This window comes from Sphingobium indicum B90A (assembly GCF_000264945.2).
In the GTDB taxonomy this organism is placed as follows: domain Bacteria; phylum Pseudomonadota; class Alphaproteobacteria; order Sphingomonadales; family Sphingomonadaceae; genus Sphingobium; species Sphingobium indicum.
Window position 1 is genome coordinate 3159360 of record NZ_CP013070.1, and the last position, 18016, is coordinate 3177375.

Genomic DNA, 18016 nt, shown 5'->3' on the forward strand with positions numbered 1-18016 from the left:
TCCACATTGAGATTGTGCAGGAGGGCGACACGGCCGCCCTCCTGAACCGCACAGATCGAGGGGACTTAGTTGCCCTCGAATTTCGCCTTGCCGATCATGTTGCGCGAGCCGTGCTCAAGCAGGACGCGCACGCCATGCTGCATGTCCTTGGTCTCGAACAACGGCGCGGCGATATCGCCGATCAGGCGGTCCGCGCCGCGCACGCCATCGTCCAGCGCCGCCCGGACAAGGCGCTTGCTGACCGCATGGGCCCGGGTCGGACCGCTCGCGATCCGACGAGCATATTTCATGGTTTTTTCGGCAAGCTGCTCATCCTCGACCACGCGATTGACGATGTTCCAGCGTTCGAACTGCTCGGCCGAATAGCGATCGCCGCCAAAAACGATCTCACGGGCCCGATTGGCGCCGCAAAGGGTGGCAAGGCGTTCGATGCCGCCCAGGAAGGTGGAAGCGCCGATATGCACTTCGACCTGGGCGAATTCCGCGCTTTTGCCCGCGACGATGATGTCGCAGGCCATGGCAATTTCCAGACCGGCGGCCAAGCAGAAGCCCTGAACCTGTGCAATGACGGGAACGGGGAGCTCCTCCAGGCGCTGAATGATCAGCGGGAGCGCGCGGCTGAACTGGTGGCGGGCATAGGCCTCCGACCGATCGAGGAACATCTTGACGTCGGCGCCGGCGCAGAAGTGAGGGCCCTCGCTCCGCACGATAAGGGCGCGCATGTCCGACAGAGCCGCCTGGTTCAGCGCTTCGTCAAACAGGTCCATCAGCGGAAAGGTGATGAGGTTGAGTGGGGCGTTGGCGAAGGTAAGCACGCCGACATTCCCATCGAGCTCAAAAGTACAAAACTCAGACATGTCGTCTCTCCCGATTTCAATATATCTGTATATACAGATAAAATGCCTGTAGGTGCATGCATCTGCCCGCCGATCAAGTCAAGCCGATTTCTGGGAGGGTTGAACCGGCTCTCGGATTTGATGGAATCGGACTTTTGCGCAGGTCGCATCAGATCAGCGCGCAGACTCCCAAGGCGGTGCAAATTGCAGCTATGGCCGGGCCATGCTTCACGAAATCAACGGGGACGGAAACCGTAAAATGGTCAAGTCCCGCGCGCAAGCTCCATACCCTAGGCAGCGTGGACAAATTCAAGACTTGCCGGACTGAGTGATTTGAGTGGAGAGCGGACGCCCCCCTATTCGTCACCCCGGACTTGATCCGGGGTCCCGCTTTCTTCCAAGTGCACGCCTATCCCAAGGCAGCGGGACCCCGGATCAAGTCCGGGGTGACGGAAACTGATGTCCGCCATTGGCCTTTTCCCGACATTCCGAATTTGTCCACGCGGCCTAGCATTGCCTTGGAATCCGGCGAAGACTTGGCCGGAACGCTTCACAACTCGTCCCTGCGTTGAAGATGCTTCGGCGACTCGACGCAACTCCCGCCACAGTCTGGAACGAGCCGCGCTCAGTCAAAGAGCGGACGCGGTAGACGGTCCAGCGCCGCGGGGACAAAGCGGGCGAACACTGGAAACACAGGAAAAGCCATTGGCAGCCCGAGAGGGCCGAATGTCGATCAATTCTGGGCGATCACAGCCTCTTCGGGCAGATCGAGCTTGCTTGCATGCAACAACACCGAATGGAGTTGGTCGCTCGTCTCCCTGCTCAGCGCCTTCCGTATGGCAGCCTGCGCCGCCTTCCAGTACGGGACCGCCTGCTTGTAGAGATCGCGACCGGCAGGGGTTGCCTTGAGGCAACGTTCCCGCCGGTCACGTTCGCCGGGCGCGCTCTCAATAAGACCGCGCTCCTGGAGATATCGCAGATTGCGATTGAGCGTCGTGGGGTCGATGACCATCCAGTCCGCCAGTTCCCCGATGGTAAACTCCTTCAAGGTGAGGTGTGCAAGCAGCGTGAACTGGGTGTTCTTGAGATCCAGTTCGCCCAGATAACTGTCGTAGATCTGGGATACGCGGCGCGTTGCCTGCCGCAACCTGAAGCAAGTGCAGTCAAGCCCATGTTGGGCGGAGAGAAGCGAAGCATCTACATCACGCATAATTGCATGTATATACAGCTAAAAATCAGGCAGTCAACCGTCCCGTTGTCTTTACAGCACTTCGAACAGTCCGGCCGCCCCCATGCCGCCTCCGACGCACATGGTGATGACGACATATTTCTCGCCGCGCCGCCGCCCTTCGAGCAGCGCATGACCCACTAACCGGGCACCCGTCATACCATAAGGATGGCCGATGGAGATGCCCCCTCCATTCACGTTGAGGCGGTCATTGGGCAGGCCCAGCGCGTCGCGGCAGTAGAGGACCTGGCTTGCAAAGGCCTCGTTCAATTCCCAAAGGCCGATGTCGCCGATGCCGAGGCCGAAGCGATCGAGGAGTTTGGGAATGGCGAACACGGGCCCTATCCCCATTTCATCGGGCTCAGTGCCTGCAACGGCCATTCCGAGATAGCGTCCAAGCGGTTGCAGTCCCCGCTCCTCGGCGACCTGGCGCTCCATCAGCACCGATGCGGACGCACCGTCCGACAACTGGCTGGCATTGCCGGCGGTGATGAAGGCGTCGGGCCCGCGGACCGGCTTCAGACCGGCAAGCCCCTCAAGAGTGGTGTCGGCGCGATTTCCTTCATCCTGCGTGAGAGTGACGATCCTGGACGTCTTTTCTCCAGTCGCCTTGTCCGTCACGATCATTGTCGCGGTCACGGGCACGATCTCGTCCTGGAACAGACCAGCGGCCTGTGCCGCGGCGGTGCGCTGTTGCGACTGGAGCGAATATTCGTCCTGGGCCGCGCGGCTGACGCCATAGCGCCGTGCGACATTTTCCGCCGTGTCGATCATGGCGATGTAGGCATCGCCATGAAGCGCGACCAATTCCGGGTCTTCGTCGACGCGAAGGGCGTCGGTCTGGACCAATGAGATCGACTCCACGCCCCCTGCCACCACGATGTCCATGCGATCGACGATGATCTGCTTGGCGGCGGTCGCAATCGCCATCAGGCCGGATGCGCACTGCCGGTCTATCGACATGCCCGCGACCGTGACCGGAAGGCCAGCGCGCAGCGCCGCGTTCCGACCGATCGTGGCCTGGCTCCCCTGCTGCAATGCACTGCCCATGATGCAGTCGTCGATGTCCGCGGGATCCAACTTTGCCCTGCTGACCGCTGCGCTGATCGCATGGCTGGCAAGCGTCGGAGCGGGAAGATTGTTGAAAGCGCCGCGATATGCCTTCCCAATCGGCGTGCGGGCGGTGGAGACGATTACTGCGTCGCGCATGTCTGTTCCTTCAAATGCTCAACGAATTTGGTGCCGGGCTTGATTGAGGCGCTGCCTCACCGGGTGGTGGAGAAGCCGCCGTCCAGCGGAATGACTGCGCCGGTGATGTAGGAGGATGCGGGAGAGGCGAGGAATATGGTGGTCCCTGCCGCATCGCCGGGCGTGCCGGTGCGTCGACGCGGGATCATCGAATTGATTTCCTCCCCATGTTCCTGGAGCAGCCACTCGGTCATTTTGGTCGGGAACGGTCCGGGGGCGATGGCATTGACGTTGATATGGGATTCGGCGAGGAACCGGGCCAAGTGGCGGGTGAGATGATGCACCGCCGCCTTGCTGGCGGAATAGGGATAATTTTCGACCGCCGGCGCGGTCAGGCCGTCGACCGAACCGATGTTGATGACCCGCGCCGGATCATCTGATGTCGCGGCGTTCCGCAGCAACGGAGCGAGCTTCTGCGTCAAGAAGAAGACCGCGCCGAGGTTCAGATGCATGACCTTGTCCCAGCCCGATTGCGGAAACTGGTCGAACGGCTCGCCCCAGGAGGTACCCGCATTGTTGACCAGGATGTGCAGCTTGTCCTCGCGCCGGGAGAATTCCGCGGCCAGGGCAGCGACCTGATCCGCATCGGCGACGTCGGCGGGTATGGCGTAGGCTTCGCCAATCTTGCGAAGCTCCGCCTCGGCTTCCTCACAGGTTTCGGCCTTTCGCGACGTGACATAGGTCTTGACCCCAACTTGAACGAGACCCTGGGCGATCATGAACCCGATTCCACGCGTCCCTCCGGTAATGAGGGCGGTTTTTCCTTCAAGATTGAACAGTTTTCGAGCGTCCATTGTAATTCCTTTTTGGATTATTTTGTTCAGAACTTTGCGTTCAATTGAATGGCCAGCGTCCGACCCTGTGAAAGGATGGCGTAGTTCGACTTGGCCTGCGCAACGGTGGCCGCGATTGCAGTATCCCCGACAAACTGGAAAACCTGCTTGTCGGTAAGGTTCCTGCCGACGAAAGCCAATTCCCAGGACCCGTTCTCCGGACCGACTCCGACGCGCATGTTGAGCAAGGCATATTTGGCCTGCCGACCGGCAGGGTCGTAATTGGCCGCCGCGTCATAGGCGCTCGCATAGAAGACCTCGGCCGTCGTGCCGATCTGGTAGCCATCGAATATCGGAAAGACCGATGTCAGGCTGGCATTGGCTGTAACCTTTGACGTCAACTGGCTGGATTTTCCTTTATAGTCGCAAAATTCCGGCACCCCGTCGCCATTGCCGTCCACGGTGGGCGTCTGTCCGAAATAGCATTGGCCATTGGGGAAGCGGAGATATTTGAAATCCGTATAGTTGACGCCGGTCGACAGCGTAAAGTGCCGTCCCAACTGCATCCGCCCATTGGCCTCGATCCCCTGCGCCCGCGCGCTTGCGGCATTGCCGACATTGAAACCCAAACGGCCGTCGAAGATGGAGATCTGCAGGTTCGTGAGCTTGGTGTAGTAAGCTGCGAGATTGAGTTCGGCACGTCCTCCGAGCAGCGACATCTTGCTGCCGACCTCGAAATTCTGTGCCTTTTCGTCGTCAAATTCGAAGGCATCGCGCGCGGTCGGATAAGTCAACCTGTTGTTGGCGGCGAAATCGAACCCGCCGCTCTTTTGACCACGCGCATAGCCCGCATAAAGCATGACTTGCGGAGTCGGCCGGTACAGGATCTTCACGTCGGGCGTGAATCGCGTTTCCCGCCTCGTCCCGGCGACGGGGAATTCGCCGAGGCGGTTGATCATCGCATTCCCGGCCGCTCCCAGCCCGGCGAGATTGGAGGACGACGCCGCCAGAACCTGCGCATAGACCAGGGGCGCATTGACCTGGGCGGCCGGAAGCGCTCCGCCGCCTATCGGTTCGACAGTGAGGATCTTCGAGCCCTGGATCTTGCTGTAGCTCAGACGGCCGCCGAGCTGGACCGTAACATCGGATATCGGCCTCCAGTTCAACTGGCCGAAGGCGGAGAAAGTGTCCGCCTCCACCCTCACCCGCCGGTTGATCCAGGTATTGGCCACCAGCGTGCCGGCACCCGGCTGGCGCGCATTCACGATCGTGACGAACGTCGAATCCGAGGGGAACCCGACGGCCTGACGATAACGCTGCAGGCCATTGGCGTAATAGGCGCCCGCGATAAAGTCGAAACTGTCGAATTTGGGCGAAATCAGCCGGAGCTCCTGGCTGAACTGCGTGTACTTGTCGTGGATATGGCCGGTGATGATCCGTGCCCCCAGCAGATCCGGATTGATCGCGTCATCGTCCGCGAGGGCGGTCGTGTAGGCCGTGGTCGAACGCAGGGTGTATCCGCCCGTCTGCCAGTTCAGCGTCAGGACGTTGGCGGTGGCGTGGGCCCGGCTTTTCTCGCCGTCGGACGTCCGGCGGCCGTCGATCCGGTTGTCGAGAAGCGTAGGATCGAGGTGGAACACGTTGACGAGCACCTGGGCATAAGTGAGCCCGGCAAAAGGCCCCGCTTTTGCAGGTTCCTCGCCATATATCTCCATGGCTTTGCCATCTGTATTGAACTGGTTGTATTCGCTCTTGAAGGAAAGCTGGAGGTCTTGGGTGACGTCGATGTCCGCTGTCACGCGAATGGCAGCTTCGTCTCTCGCCGGTTCGAGCCGGTTGAGAGTCAGGTTCCTGATATAGCCGTCGCTGCTGCGATATTTGCCGGCCACGCGGACGCGAATCGTATCCGTGATGGGGCCGGAGACAGCCCCCTCCAGACCCAATTCATTGGCGTTGAACTCGTAAGACGAGGTGAGGCGGCCGAAAAAATCCTGCGTGGGTTTGGCCGTCGTCACGTTCAAGGCCCCGGCAATGGCGTTCTTGCCGAGCAGGATGGATTGCGGTCCCCTCAACACTTCGACCCGGTCCACGTCCAGGAACGGTATGCGGGTCTGGAGCGACCGCGGCAGATGGACGCCATCGACATAGAGGCCGACCGACTGCTCGAACCCGGCATTCAGGCCGGAACCGATGCCGCGGATGAAGAATTGCGTCGCGAACGCCGTCTCCGTGGCGGTGAAGCCGGGCGCGGCGATCTGAAGATCGATCGGGCGAATGACGGCTTTCGTCGCAAGATCGGTACCCTGCACGGCCACCACGGAGATCGGAACCTCCTGCAGCTTCTGCGCGCGGGTCTGCGCCGTGACGATGATTTCCTGCAGCCCCCCCTCATTCTGGCCGTCCTGAGCAGGCGCCTCCTGGCTCACTGCGTCAGGAATTTGGGCGGCCGCATGCCCCCCTGCCGTAAGCAGGGCCAGGCAAAATGCGGACCCATGCAGCAGCTTGCGTTTTACGTCAGCAATCATGATATCTCTCTCCCCTCGTCTTTCATCAAATTCTTATATTGTCGTACATAAATTACATGTATATACAGGTAATTTATGTAGAAAGGCGGCGCCTACCAGGTCGCTTGGCCGCGGTCAGCGCGTTCCCCTTCTCCAGCTCTCGCCAGCGTTGCGGTACAAATGCCGCCATGAAGTTGGACTTTGACGAATTCTGTCATGGAATCACCCAAGCTTTGAATGGACGGGGCAGCGAAACATCTGCACGCCCGGAACAGCCATGCTTTTGCACACGGCCCTGCTATGTCAGCCTGCTGCCCGCACATCTGCCAGGACCGAAAGCATTGCGATGAGCCATCATCTCAGAGGAACTTCCGATCCGCGCCCTGCTTCAGCAACGACAGCCACAGCGGCATGAGTCCCCAGCTTGGGTTACCTTTGTTCACCGCCTCTCCCTTGGCCATATCGATTTCCGGCAACGTCCAGCATCGCCTACCCCTCCTTTTATCTGTATATACAGATATAGTCGCAGTCCGATAGCGTCAAGCTGCTATTTTAAGGATCTTGCACCTACGGCAACCTGGAGCGCGTGACGCGGAACGGCATCCTCACGGGCAATATCGCGCCGGAGGGCTTGCAGATTGGCGATACTCTCGGATCGGCAGCGTCAGTGCCGTCGATCGGTCCTGGGCCGTATCGACATTCAGAAGATGTCGAGCCGAAAATGGCTGCTTTCGCGAGCCGGAGCGGAGCGTAGCTAGACAGCGTGGACAAATTCGAAAATGTTGTGAAATGGCCAATTTCGGTCATTGCCCCACCGTCACCCCGGACTTGATCCGGGGTCCCGCTTTCTTGTCTGAGTGCCCGCCTCGTCCAAGGCAGCGGGACCCCGGATCAAGTCCGGGGTGACGAATAGAGGAAGCGTCCGCTAGGCACCCAAGTCACTCAGTCCGGCAAGTCTTGAATTCGTCCACACGACCTAAGCCGTAAACTCATAAATGGCGCGTTCGAGGCGCCATTTATGAGTTTACGGCCTAAGCATGTGGATCAGCCGGCGGCGTCCTTTTCAGAGTTTCCCCGGGTGGAGAGGCGTTCGCCTTTTCAAATCATAGCCGTCGCCATCGCTGAGGCCATGCAGCCGCACATCATGAATGGACAATGTGCGTTCCGGGCTCGCCTCGGCGATGTTGGAATGGGTGATGCCCGCGCCGTCGACGACATAGACGGCGCCCGATCCGTGCACCCTGAAGCTGCCGCCTTCCAGGATGATTGCCGTGTCCTCGTCGATGCCGATGCCCAGGACCCGCGGGTTTTGGGCGACGGCGCCAAGCAGTCGGCCGATGCGACCGCGCTCGGCGAAATGCTGGTCGATGATGACGTCGCGGATCAGGCCAAGGCCCGGCGCCATGTGAAGATCGCCAATGCGGTGCGATTCCTGGCTCGATCCGCGCACCAGCATGGTCTCGCTCATGACGGAAGCGCCTGCGGACGTACCCGCCACCACGCCGCCGCGCAGGTGGAGGCGGCGGACCATCCTTTCCACCGGCGTGTCACCGATCTGACTGGCTATGCGCAACTGATCCCCGCCGGTGAAGAAGATGCCGGCGGCGTCTTCCAGCATGTCGGCGGCTTTGGCCTCCAGCGTCTCGCTCCGTTCATGGACATAGAGTTCGGCGAGATCGTGGACGCCCAGATCCCCGAACGCCTTTACATAGGCGTCGAAATAGCCTTCGGGCTGATGGCTGGCGACGGTGGCGATGACGAGCTTGCCGTCCCCCACGCGGTCGGCGACCTCGCGCAGGATCAGCTTCTCGCCCTCCTTATCCTCTCGGCCGCCTATGATGATGAGCGGTCCCGCGCGGTCATTCGTCAAGTAACGTCTCCACTTCGTTGCGATGGATCGCGCCTGTTCCTTCGCTCCAGCCGCTGCGGTGCAGCGCTATGGCGAAGTGGTCGCTGTTATGGGCGATGCCGAAACGGCCTCTGGCGTCGATGACGATTGCGCCGGCCTCTCCGCCGACGCGCCTAACCTGGCTCAAGGCCATTTCCGCCGCGATGCCGGCCGGACAGGTTGTGAGCGCCTGCATGACATGGGCGGCAAGCATGGTGCGCAGGATGCTTTCGCCATCGCCCGAAAAGGCGACGCCGCCCAACCGATCGTCGGCATAGAGGCCGCAGCCCGGAACAGGGGAGTCTCCGATTCGGCCTGGATGCTTGCCGGGAAGTCCTCCGGTGGAGGTGGCGGCGACGACATGGCCGTGCAGGTCGAGCGCGACGCAGCCGACCGTGTCATGGGCTTTGGCATATTCGGAGGCCAGCCGATCGCTGGCGATCATCTCGCGAGGGTCGCAGAGATCGATCCCCCGCGAGCTTGCAAAGCGTTCCGCGCCTTCCGCGCCGAGAAAAGCCGGTCTTTCAGGCAGAAGGGCCGCTGCCAGCGAGACGGGGTTGCGAATGCGCCGCACTCCGGCGACGGCGCCCAGGGCCAGGTCCGCGCCGCTCATGACGGCCGCGTCCATCTCCACCTCGCCATCGGCGTTGAGCACGGAGCCGAAACCGGCATTGAACAGCGGATTGTCTTCCAACACCCTAACCGCCGCTTCGGCAGCCGCGAGTGCGCTGCCGCCCTGTTGCAGCAAGGCAGCGCCGGCTTCGGCTGCCGCGAGGCAGCCGTCGCGGTTGCGCTGGTGCAGCGCGCTCTTGATCGTCTTTGCCCCACCATGGACGATGATGGCCCAGCTTGCTTCAGACATGGGCGGGCTTCCGGGCGGGCGCCGTGGGGATGTCGTCGGGGGCGTAGTCCAGCACCTGCTGCCAGACCTGACCGACAGAGGTCGGCAGGATGACGAGAAGGTCGCCCGGCCGGCCCAGCTTGAGCGTGGCCTGCACCGCCTCCAACTCGTCGACAATGCGGTGGACCCGCTCGGCCGGAGCGCCTGCGCGCAACGCTCCCTCGGACATCAGGCCGTTGGTTTCTCCCGGCGGCCGTCCCCGACCGTCGGGGGCTTCGCGGAAGATGATCTCGTCGAAGATCGCCGCTGCAATCCCGCCCATGTCGATGATGTCGCTGTCGCGCCGGTCTCCAGGGATGCTGACCATGCCGATGACGCGGCGGTGGCGGCCCCGAAGGGCATCGACGACCTGGCCGAGGGCGGTGAGGCCTGCGGGATTATGAGCATAGTCGAGGATGAAGCGGCGACCGTGCGCGTCGCGGATGTTGAGGCGTCCCGGAGAGTCTGAAAAGGAATTGGTGAACGTCGCCAGGCTTTCCCGAATGGTGTCGACCGGAACGCCATGGACAAAGCACATCGCGGCGGCGGCGAGAGCGTTGGCGATGTTGAAATCGGCAATGCCGTTCAGGGTCACGGGAATATGAGCGGCGGGTATAAGGTCAATGCGTTCGCCCTGATGGTGGATGACGAGCATGCCGCCATCCGGTCCTGGCTCCCGCATGAGGGCGATGCTGCCTGCCTCGATATGTCGGCGCAGCGGTTCCGGCATGCGGTCGCCGCCATGGAGCGAGAACCAGACGAGCGTGCCCCGTGCGTGCCGGGCGATCCGCACGCACATGGGATCGTCGGCATTGAGGACCGAGTAGCCGCGCCGGGCGACGCTTTCGACGACGACCGCCTTGACGTTCGCCAGATCCTCCAGCGTGTCGATGCCCTTGAGGCCAAGATGATCGGGAGTCACGTTGAGAACCGCTCCCACATCCGCCCCGTCAAAGCCCAGCCCTTCGCGGAGGATGCCGCCGCGCGCGGTTTCCAGGACGGCGGCATCCACGGTCGGGTTGCGCAGGATCGAGCGGGCGCTGCGCGGGCCGCTGGCGTCGGAGGCCTTCAGCAGTTGGCCGCCGACATGGATGCCGGAGGTCGTTGTCATGCCGACGTTCAGGCCATGGCGGCTCAGCACGCGCTCGACCATGCGGACGGTGGTCGACTTGCCGTTGGTGCCGGTGATGGCGAAGATCGGAATCCGGCTGCGGCGACCGGGGGGAAAGAGCGCGTCGATGACGGGAGCGGCGACATCGCGCGGCGGGCCCGATGAGGGTTCAAGATGCATGCGGAAGCCGGGCGCGGCGTTTACCTCGACAATGCCGCCGCCGGTTTCGCTGACCGGCCGGCTGATGTCGGGCGAGAGGAAGTCGATGCCGCAGACGTCCAGTCCGACCGTTGCCGCCGCCTGCTCGGCGATCAGGCGGTTGAGGGGGTGGATGTCGTCGGTGCGGTCAACGGCAGTGCCGCCAGTGGAGAGATTGGCGGTGTCGCGTAGCTGGACCGTTTCTCCACGCGCGGGAACCGTGTCGAGATTACGGCCGGCGCGGGCGAGCAGCGCCGCCATCGCGTCATCGGGCACAATGCGGGTGAGCATATCCTCATGCCCCGTTCCCCGGCGCGGATCGCGGTTCACTTCCTCGATCAGTTGAGCAATGGTGAGGCTGCCGTCGCCCACGACATGGGCGGGACGGCGCTCCGCGACCGCGACCAGCTTGCCGCCGATCACCAGCAGGCGGTGGTCCTGGCCGGGAAGCTGCTGTTCGACGATGACGCGCCGGCCATGCCGCAGGGCGCGATCGAAGGCAGCACGGAAGGCGACCTCATCGCGGATGCCGGTGGTGACGCCCCGGCCGTGGTTGCCGTCGAGCGGCTTGATGACGAGAGGCCAGCCCAGGCGTTTCGTTTCGGCGAGCGCTGCGTCCACGTCGCGGAACAGGCCGCCGCGGGGGACGGGCAGGCCGGCTTCGTCCAACAGCCGCTTGGTGAGGTTCTTGTCCCCGGCGATGTCCACCGCGACCTGCGAGGTGTCGCCGGTAATGCTGGCCCTGATCCGCTTTTGGCGGCTGCCGAGGCCAAGCTGTATGAGGCTCTGGTCGTTGAGGCGCACCACGGGGATGCCGCGCCGTTCTGCCGCTCGCACCAGAGCGGCGGTCGTGGGTCCAAGGCCGTTGCGGCGCATAATGGCGCGAAGCGTCTCCACCATGGCCCCGACATTCCGCGGATCGGGGGGAAGGGAGGTTCCCAGGCGCCGGACGCCCGCGATGCCGCGCAGCCCCTCCGGCACGAGCGAGAGGACAAGCGCGATGGCGCACGCACCCGCCTCAAGCCCTGCCTCCTCATCCTGATAGGCATAGAGGATATTATACACCCCAGGCCGGCCCTTCACCGAGCGGGTCTTGCCACGCGTCACCCTGGCGCCGGCGAGGCACTGAAGTTCCAGCGCGACATGTTCGATGACATGGCCAAGCCATGTTCCCGATTGCAGGCGGCGGACAAGGCCGCCAGGCTCCTGGTAGCTGCATCCATGCGCGGCAAGGCCCGGAAGCAAAGTCATCAGATGGTCCGCGAACAAGGGCAGCCGATCGGTGGGCCATTCTTCGAGCGTGCCGAGATCGACCTGGATCCGGATCATCGGCCGATTGCTGAAGAAATGCGGGCCGCGATAGATGCTGCGCTCCAATATGGTCAGCGCACGAACATGGCCGGCCTCCTCACGAGGCGCGGCCTGCGGCAGTTCGATCTCCTTCATGATGTCTCCAGTTCTTGCGCGTCGCGAGGCGACCGCGTCGGGCTGGCTTAAACTTCCCTGATCGCAAACTGTTCCAGTCAACATAGGTTATTCTCAAGTAGAAATAAGAAATACGATGTAACACTGAAATAAATTTCTCTTCAAACAAGTGCAGTATAAATATAAATTTTGATTTATGTTTACGAGGGTCCAGGCGGATGGCCGGTCGAGAGTATCTGGCGGCCGTCGCTTACGGCCGAAGGGGCGAGCGGCAGCACAGTGGCGCGGCGCAGTTGGTCGAAACCAATGAGGGGCTGGGACTGATTAGGCAGCGTGGACAAATTCGGAATGTCGGGAAATGGCCATGAGCGGACCAAAGAAACCCGTTCGGGCTGAGCTTGTCGAAGCCCTTTACTTTTCTTTTGGGGCCACGGTTCTGAAGAAGAAGTGAAGCCCTTCGACAAGCTCAGGGCGAACGGGTGAAAGAAAACCGGACTGTCCGCGCCCCACCCAAATCACTCAGTCCGGCAAGTCTTGAATTTGTCCACGCTGCCTAACACTGGCAGCGAGGACGTGCGCCATCCCGGTCAGCCTGTTCCGGTTTTCAGCTGGATGGGTCCGGCTCTGTTGCGATCGTCCTGAACCCGATATGGGACGTGCCAAGGTCCAGTTCCTGGGCCTGGAAAGCGGCGGGCCTGAAATTGGCGCAATAGTTCATCGCGCAGAGATAGGAGCCGCCCTTGATCAGTCCGTTGCCGCCGCGCATTTCGCTGGTCCATTCCCAGACATTGCCGACCATGTCGTGCAGGCCGAAGCCGTTACCATCAAAGCAGCCCACCGGCGCCAAGCCGACATGGCCGTCCTGGCCGGTATCGCGGACCGGGAACACGCCCTGCCAGCTATTGGCGGTCGGATGCCCTTCGCCATCATAGGCCCAGCTACGCGGATCGCGCGGGCCGGACTGATCGCCCCGCGCCGCCCTTTCCCATTGCGCTTCATCCGGCAGGGCCGCCCCGGCCCAACGGGCATAGGCGGCGGCATCCTGGTAATTGACGTGGACGACGGGCCAGTCCTCCCGGCCCGCAATGTCGCTGCCGGGGCCGTCGGGATGGCGCCAGTCCGCCCGCTGCCGATAGCGCCACCAATTGCCGGCATTGTTGAGGTCAACCGGACCGGTCGGCTGGACGAAGACGGCCGACCCCCCTTCCTGCTCAGCGGCGGTGCGATAGCCGGTGGCGGCGACGAAGGCGGCGAACTGGCGATTGGTCACTTCATGCCGGTCGATCCAGAAGGCGGGGACGGCAACCGCCTGGCCCGGCCGCCCATCTCCATCCTCGCCCAGCAGCACCGTCCCGGCCGGCACCAGCACGCGGCCGTCCTGCGCGTCGCAGCGTGGACCCGGACCGGCGGCAGGCGGCGGCGCGGCGCCCAGCAGCGCAATCGCGCAGGCCGCGAATGCTCCCGCACGCCGCCGTCCATGGCTCATGGCTTTGCCGCGCCTTCCGGCTTGGCGGCTTCGGGCGGTGGCAGGACCACGCCCTTGTCCTTGGCATAGCTGTCCCAGTCGGCGACCAGCTCCTTGAGTTTCGCTGGTTCGGCCGCTGCCAGATCATGGGCTTCGGCCGGATCCTGGGCGACGTTGAACAATTGCCAGACGCCGGTGCCGACGCTGTTGCGCGGATAGGCGCTGCTCGACGTCGGCAGATAGACCGCCTTCCAGTCGCCCTTGCGCAGCGCGCGGCGGTAGAAAAGTTCGGTCCCGACCGCTTCGGTCGGCTGGCGCACTTCCGCCTGCCCGCCGGTCAGCACCGGCACCAGGCTATGCCCCTGGAAGGGCAGGATCGCATGGCCGGCGAAGGTCGCGGGCTGTTGCAGCCCGGCGAGGTCCAGCAGGGTCGGCGCGACGTCGGTGACGCTGAACAGGCCGCCCGCGATCCGCCGCCCTGCGACGCCGCGCCCGGCGGCGAAAGCGGTGACGCGGGTGCCGCCCTCGGTCGGATAGCTCTTCACCAGCCAGGACGGCGAACTGTTCGCCTGCGCCCAGCCGGGGCCGTAGCCGACATAGGAGGAAGCCTTTCCGATATTGTCGAGGCTGTTGTCGATCTTGAGCGCGGGCAGCTTGTCGGGCTTCAGCGCCGCCTGGAAGGGTGCCTCGATCACATTGCCCTCCGGCCCGTTGTCGGCGAGGAAGATGATGACCGTATCGTCATAGCGGCCCAGCTTCTTGAGCACCTCCACCACGCGGCCGACATTCTGGTCCATGCGATCGACCATTGCGGCATAGACTTCCATCTTGCGCGCTTCGATGGCCTTTTCGTCGGCGCTGAGCGAGGCCCAGGGCTTCACGCCCTCCCAGTCGTGCGGCTTCAGGTCGACGGGGACGAGGCCCAATTGCTTCTGCCGCGCCAGCCGCGCGTCGCGCAATGCTTCATAGCCCGCGTCATAGCGGCCCTTATATTTGGCGATCGTTTCCGCCGGCGCCTGCATCGGCCAGTGCGGCGTGGTGTAGGGCAGATAGGCGAAGAAGGGCCGCTGGTCCTTCGCGCCTTCCTCCAGGAAGCCGATCAGCCGGTCGGTGAAATAATCGGCCGAATAACGTCCCTTGGGATATTTCACGATCCTGCCATTGTCGCGATAGGTGGATGCGCCGCCGATCGCCGCCCATGCCTTGTTCTGGTCGGCGCCGAAATGATTGCCCAGCCCCTGGAGCAACGCATAGGAACGCTCGAACCCGCGCGCGGCCGGGCCGCGCTCGGGCGTCAGGCCCAGATGCCATTTGCCGGACATGAGCGTGCGATAGCCGCCCTGATGCAGCAGTTCGGCGATAGAGGCGACCCGGTCGTTGAGATAGCCTTCATAGCCGGGCTGGCCGATCTGGTTGGGCTGGAGGGTTTCGGCCATCGAACCCACGCCGGCCTGATGATTGTCGACGCCGCTCAGCAGCATGGAGCGGGTGGGCGAGCAGGTCGGCGCGGTGTGAAAGCCGGTGAAGCGCACCCCGGCATTGGCGATGGCGTCCAGATTGGGGGTCTGAATCTCGCCGCCAAAGGCTCCCAGATCGGACCAGCCAAGGTCGTCGGCGACGATGACAAGGAAGTTGGGCTGACGCTGAGTCGCACCCGGCGCAGCGACGGGATCGGCCGCCGGCGCCGCCCGCACCACCGGCGCAGCGACGACGGCAAGCGCGGTCGCCGTCAGAAAGGCGGATAATTTCAACATCTTATTCATAGCCGATCTCCGGAACCGAAAGAGAAATTGCCCGCCGGACCTAAGCGGACATCGCGCGATTCCGAAACAATCTATTGTCTACTGCATCGATAGAAAAACTGTCTCGCCATATGTCCAGATAATTCTCTAGTCGTTCCGTTGAGAAAGACTCAACCGTCATCGTCGTCATGAAAAAAGGGGTTTCATGTCTATCCGTCACACTGCATCTCCGCTTGCCCTCGCCATCATTCTCGCCGCAACGTCGCCGCAGACCCAGGCGGCGGAGCGCGAAGCCGCCGCCGACATGGCAGCCGTCGACGCTGTCGATTCCGCTGATGCCGGCAGCGCAATCATCATCACTGCCCGGCGCCGGAACGAGAAAATCCAGGACGTGCCCGTCGCCGCGAACAGCTATGGCGGCGAGCAGATCGAAGCTACGCGGACCTACAATCTGCGCGATCTTCAGGCCCTCAGCCCCAGCCTCGTGGTGACGGTGACCAATCCGCGCAACACCAGCATCAACATCCGCGGCCTCGGCAACAACGTCTCCGTTTACAATGACGGGCTGGAGCCGGCGGTCGGCGTCTACATGGACCAGGTCTATCTCGCCCGGCCCGGCCAGGCGGTCTTCGATCTCGCCGACATTGAGCGGATCGAGGTTCTGCGTGGCCCGCAGGGCACCCTCTTCGGCAAGAATACATCGGCGGGCGCGGTCGTCATCACCACCAAATCACCGACTTTCGAGCCGGAGATCGGCGGCGATCTGACCTATGGCAATTATGATTTCCGTCAGTTGCACGCCTATGCGAGCGGCGCGCTGGTCGACGACAAGCTCGCGGCCCGCATCTATGTCTCCAAGACGGATCGGGACGGCTATGTCACCAATCGCTATGACGACAGCAGGACACAGGATTATCATGATTTCGGCCTGCGCGGACAGTTGCTGTTCACGCCGACCGACAATTTCAAGCTGCGGCTGATCGGCGATTATGGCTTCCAGAAACAGCAGACTGCGGCGGCCGTCTTGACCGGCGTCATCCGCACCTATGACAATGGCGTCAATTTCGCGAACAACTATACCGATCGGACTGCCCGGCTCGGCGTGCCGGTCGTTGCAGATGCGCCGGGCGAGCGCATCGTCGATATGGATGGCAATCCCCGATACAAGATGCGCCAGCGCGGCGTGTCCGCCATCGCGGACCTCGCCTTGCAGGGACATTCCCTGACCTCCGTCACTTCCTGGCGTCGGTGGGACTGGTATCCGCACAATGATGGCGACAGCACCCGTCTGGATGCTGGCCGGGATTTTCACCAGAGCAACAACCAGCAGCAGTTCAGTCAGGAGTTGCGCATCGCTTCCGAGGGTGAGCGCAAAGTCGACTATATCGCCGGCCTCTATTATCTGTGGCAGTCGATCAAGGCGGAAGCGCTCAATGCCTATGGCGCGAACGCGGCGCCCTGGTTCCTGGCGCCCACGGTCGATCCGGCTGTCGGGGCGGCGGCACTCAACAATTATACCGTTCTCAGCCATTCGAAGCCCGTGACGAACAGCTACGCCGCATTCGGCCAGACGATCTGGCACGTCACGCCGACGATCGACCTCACCACCGGCCTGCGCTACACCTATGAAACCAAGAGCGGCTGGTTCGATCAGGAGGCGACGGGCGCCGATCTGAGCGGTTTGACGACCGCGCAGCAGGCTGCCGCGCAGGCGATCCGCGCGCGATACGGCGTCGCCAACCATTATGAGGCGAAGACGAAGGAAGGCCGCTTGTCGGGTCAGGCGACGCTGTCCTGGAAAATGACGCCGGACGCATTGCTCTACGCCACCTATGGACGTGGAAACAAGTTCGGCGGGCTGAACCTTGCCAATATCGTCACGACCGGCCAGTTCGCCGTCGATCCTGTCATCAAGCCGGAAACCATCGACAGCTATGAACTGGGACTGAAGACCAGTTGGTCGGGCGGCAAGCTGACGGTGAACCTCGCCGGCTTCTGGACCGACGTCAGCGATTATCAGACGACGATCGTCGATACCGCTCCGGATCGCAACAACATCTCCTACTTCACCAATGTGGGCAAGGTGCGCACGCGCGGGTTCGAGGGAGACATTCGCCTCGTCCCCGCCGCATGGCTGTCGCTCTATGGCTCGGGCACCTATACCGACGCGCAATATGTGAGCTATCCCAACGCACCTTGTCCGATCGAGACGACGGGCATCGTGTCCTGCAATCTGTCGGGCGACAGATTGCCGGGCGTATCGAAATGGGCCTTCTCCGCCGGCGGCGAGGCCAAGGCTGCAATCGGCAATCGCCTGGGACATGACGCGGAGGTCTATGCCGGCGCTGATTTCAGCTATCGCTCCAACTTCTACACGACGGCGAGCCTGTCGCGCTATTCGCTGATTCCCGGCTACAGCCTGCTCAACGCGCGCATCGGCGTACGAGCTTTGGATGGAGCGCTGGACCTGCAGTTGTGGGGCCGCAACCTCTTCGACAAGGATTATTTCCAGAGCCTGTCAGCCGCCAATATCGGGGCGATCACCGGCACATTGGGGGATCCGCGAACCTATGGCGTGACTCTCCGGACGCGTTTCTAGGACCGGTCGATATTCGCCGCCCCATGGCAGGATAACTGGTGATCATTATGTGTATTATTCAATCAAGACCAAGGAAAACTCGTTCGCGGCCAGCCGGATCTTTGCGTAGCGCATGTCCG

Annotated in this window: 11 protein-coding genes; 1 reads left to right on the forward strand and 10 read right to left on the reverse strand. The window is 62.6% G+C overall.

Annotated features, from left to right (window positions below; translation table 11 throughout):
• Nucleotides 1-65 precede the first annotated feature (65 nt).
• The 10 genes from SIDU_RS15350 to SIDU_RS15395 all read right to left on the reverse strand — a co-directional run bounded on the left by SIDU_RS15350 (nt 66) and on the right by SIDU_RS15395 (nt 15319).
• Nucleotides 66-857, reverse strand: a complete 792-nt coding sequence (locus SIDU_RS15350; RefSeq protein ID WP_013038795.1) for an enoyl-CoA hydratase/isomerase family protein — start codon at nt 855-857, stop codon at nt 66-68.
• Nucleotides 858-1569: 712 nt separating this feature from the next.
• Nucleotides 1570-2046: a MarR family winged helix-turn-helix transcriptional regulator gene (locus SIDU_RS15355; RefSeq protein ID WP_007685109.1), complete on the reverse strand. Its 477-nt coding sequence runs from the start codon at nt 2044-2046 to the stop codon at nt 1570-1572.
• A gap of 51 nt (nt 2047-2097) precedes the next feature.
• A complete protein-coding gene (locus SIDU_RS15360; RefSeq protein ID WP_007685106.1) occupies nt 2098-3273 on the reverse strand; it encodes an acetyl-CoA C-acyltransferase in 1176 nt (391 codons plus the stop codon).
• Between the two features lie 56 nt (nt 3274-3329).
• A complete protein-coding gene (locus SIDU_RS15365; RefSeq protein ID WP_025771139.1) occupies nt 3330-4106 on the reverse strand; it encodes an SDR family oxidoreductase in 777 nt (258 codons plus the stop codon).
• Nucleotides 4107-4132: 26 nt separating this feature from the next.
• Nucleotides 4133-6610, reverse strand: a complete 2478-nt coding sequence (locus SIDU_RS15370; RefSeq protein ID WP_007685104.1) for a TonB-dependent receptor — start codon at nt 6608-6610, stop codon at nt 4133-4135.
• Nucleotides 6611-7652: 1042 nt separating this feature from the next.
• Nucleotides 7653-8459, reverse strand: a complete 807-nt coding sequence (locus SIDU_RS15375) for a cyanophycinase (RefSeq protein WP_007683988.1) — start codon at nt 8457-8459, stop codon at nt 7653-7655.
• The gene (locus tag SIDU_RS15380) at nt 8449-9339 is read right to left on the reverse strand and encodes an isoaspartyl peptidase/L-asparaginase family protein (protein ID WP_007683981.1); all 891 of its coding nucleotides are present in this window, start codon (nt 9337-9339) and stop codon (nt 8449-8451) included. The genes SIDU_RS15375 and SIDU_RS15380 overlap by 11 nt, the downstream gene beginning before the upstream one ends.
• Nucleotides 9332-12112: a cyanophycin synthetase gene (gene cphA, locus SIDU_RS15385; protein WP_007683979.1), complete on the reverse strand. Its 2781-nt coding sequence runs from the start codon at nt 12110-12112 to the stop codon at nt 9332-9334. Before cphA ends, SIDU_RS15380 begins: the two co-directional genes overlap by 8 nt.
• Before the next feature lie 583 nt (nt 12113-12695).
• On the reverse strand, nt 12696-13577 hold the full coding sequence (locus SIDU_RS15390) for an SUMF1/EgtB/PvdO family nonheme iron enzyme (RefSeq protein WP_025771132.1): 882 nt from the start codon (nt 13575-13577) through the stop codon (nt 12696-12698).
• Nucleotides 13574-15319, reverse strand: coding sequence for an arylsulfatase (locus SIDU_RS15395; protein WP_007682012.1), 1746 nt, complete (start codon nt 15317-15319; stop codon nt 13574-13576). The genes SIDU_RS15390 and SIDU_RS15395 overlap by 4 nt, the downstream gene beginning before the upstream one ends.
• A gap of 184 nt (nt 15320-15503) precedes the next feature.
• On the opposite strand from SIDU_RS15395, the gene SIDU_RS15400 reads away from it, so the two are divergent.
• Entirely contained in the window at nt 15504-17897 is a 2394-nt protein-coding gene (locus tag SIDU_RS15400; protein ID WP_007682011.1) for a TonB-dependent receptor, read from the forward strand.
• Nucleotides 17898-18016 lie beyond the last annotated feature (119 nt).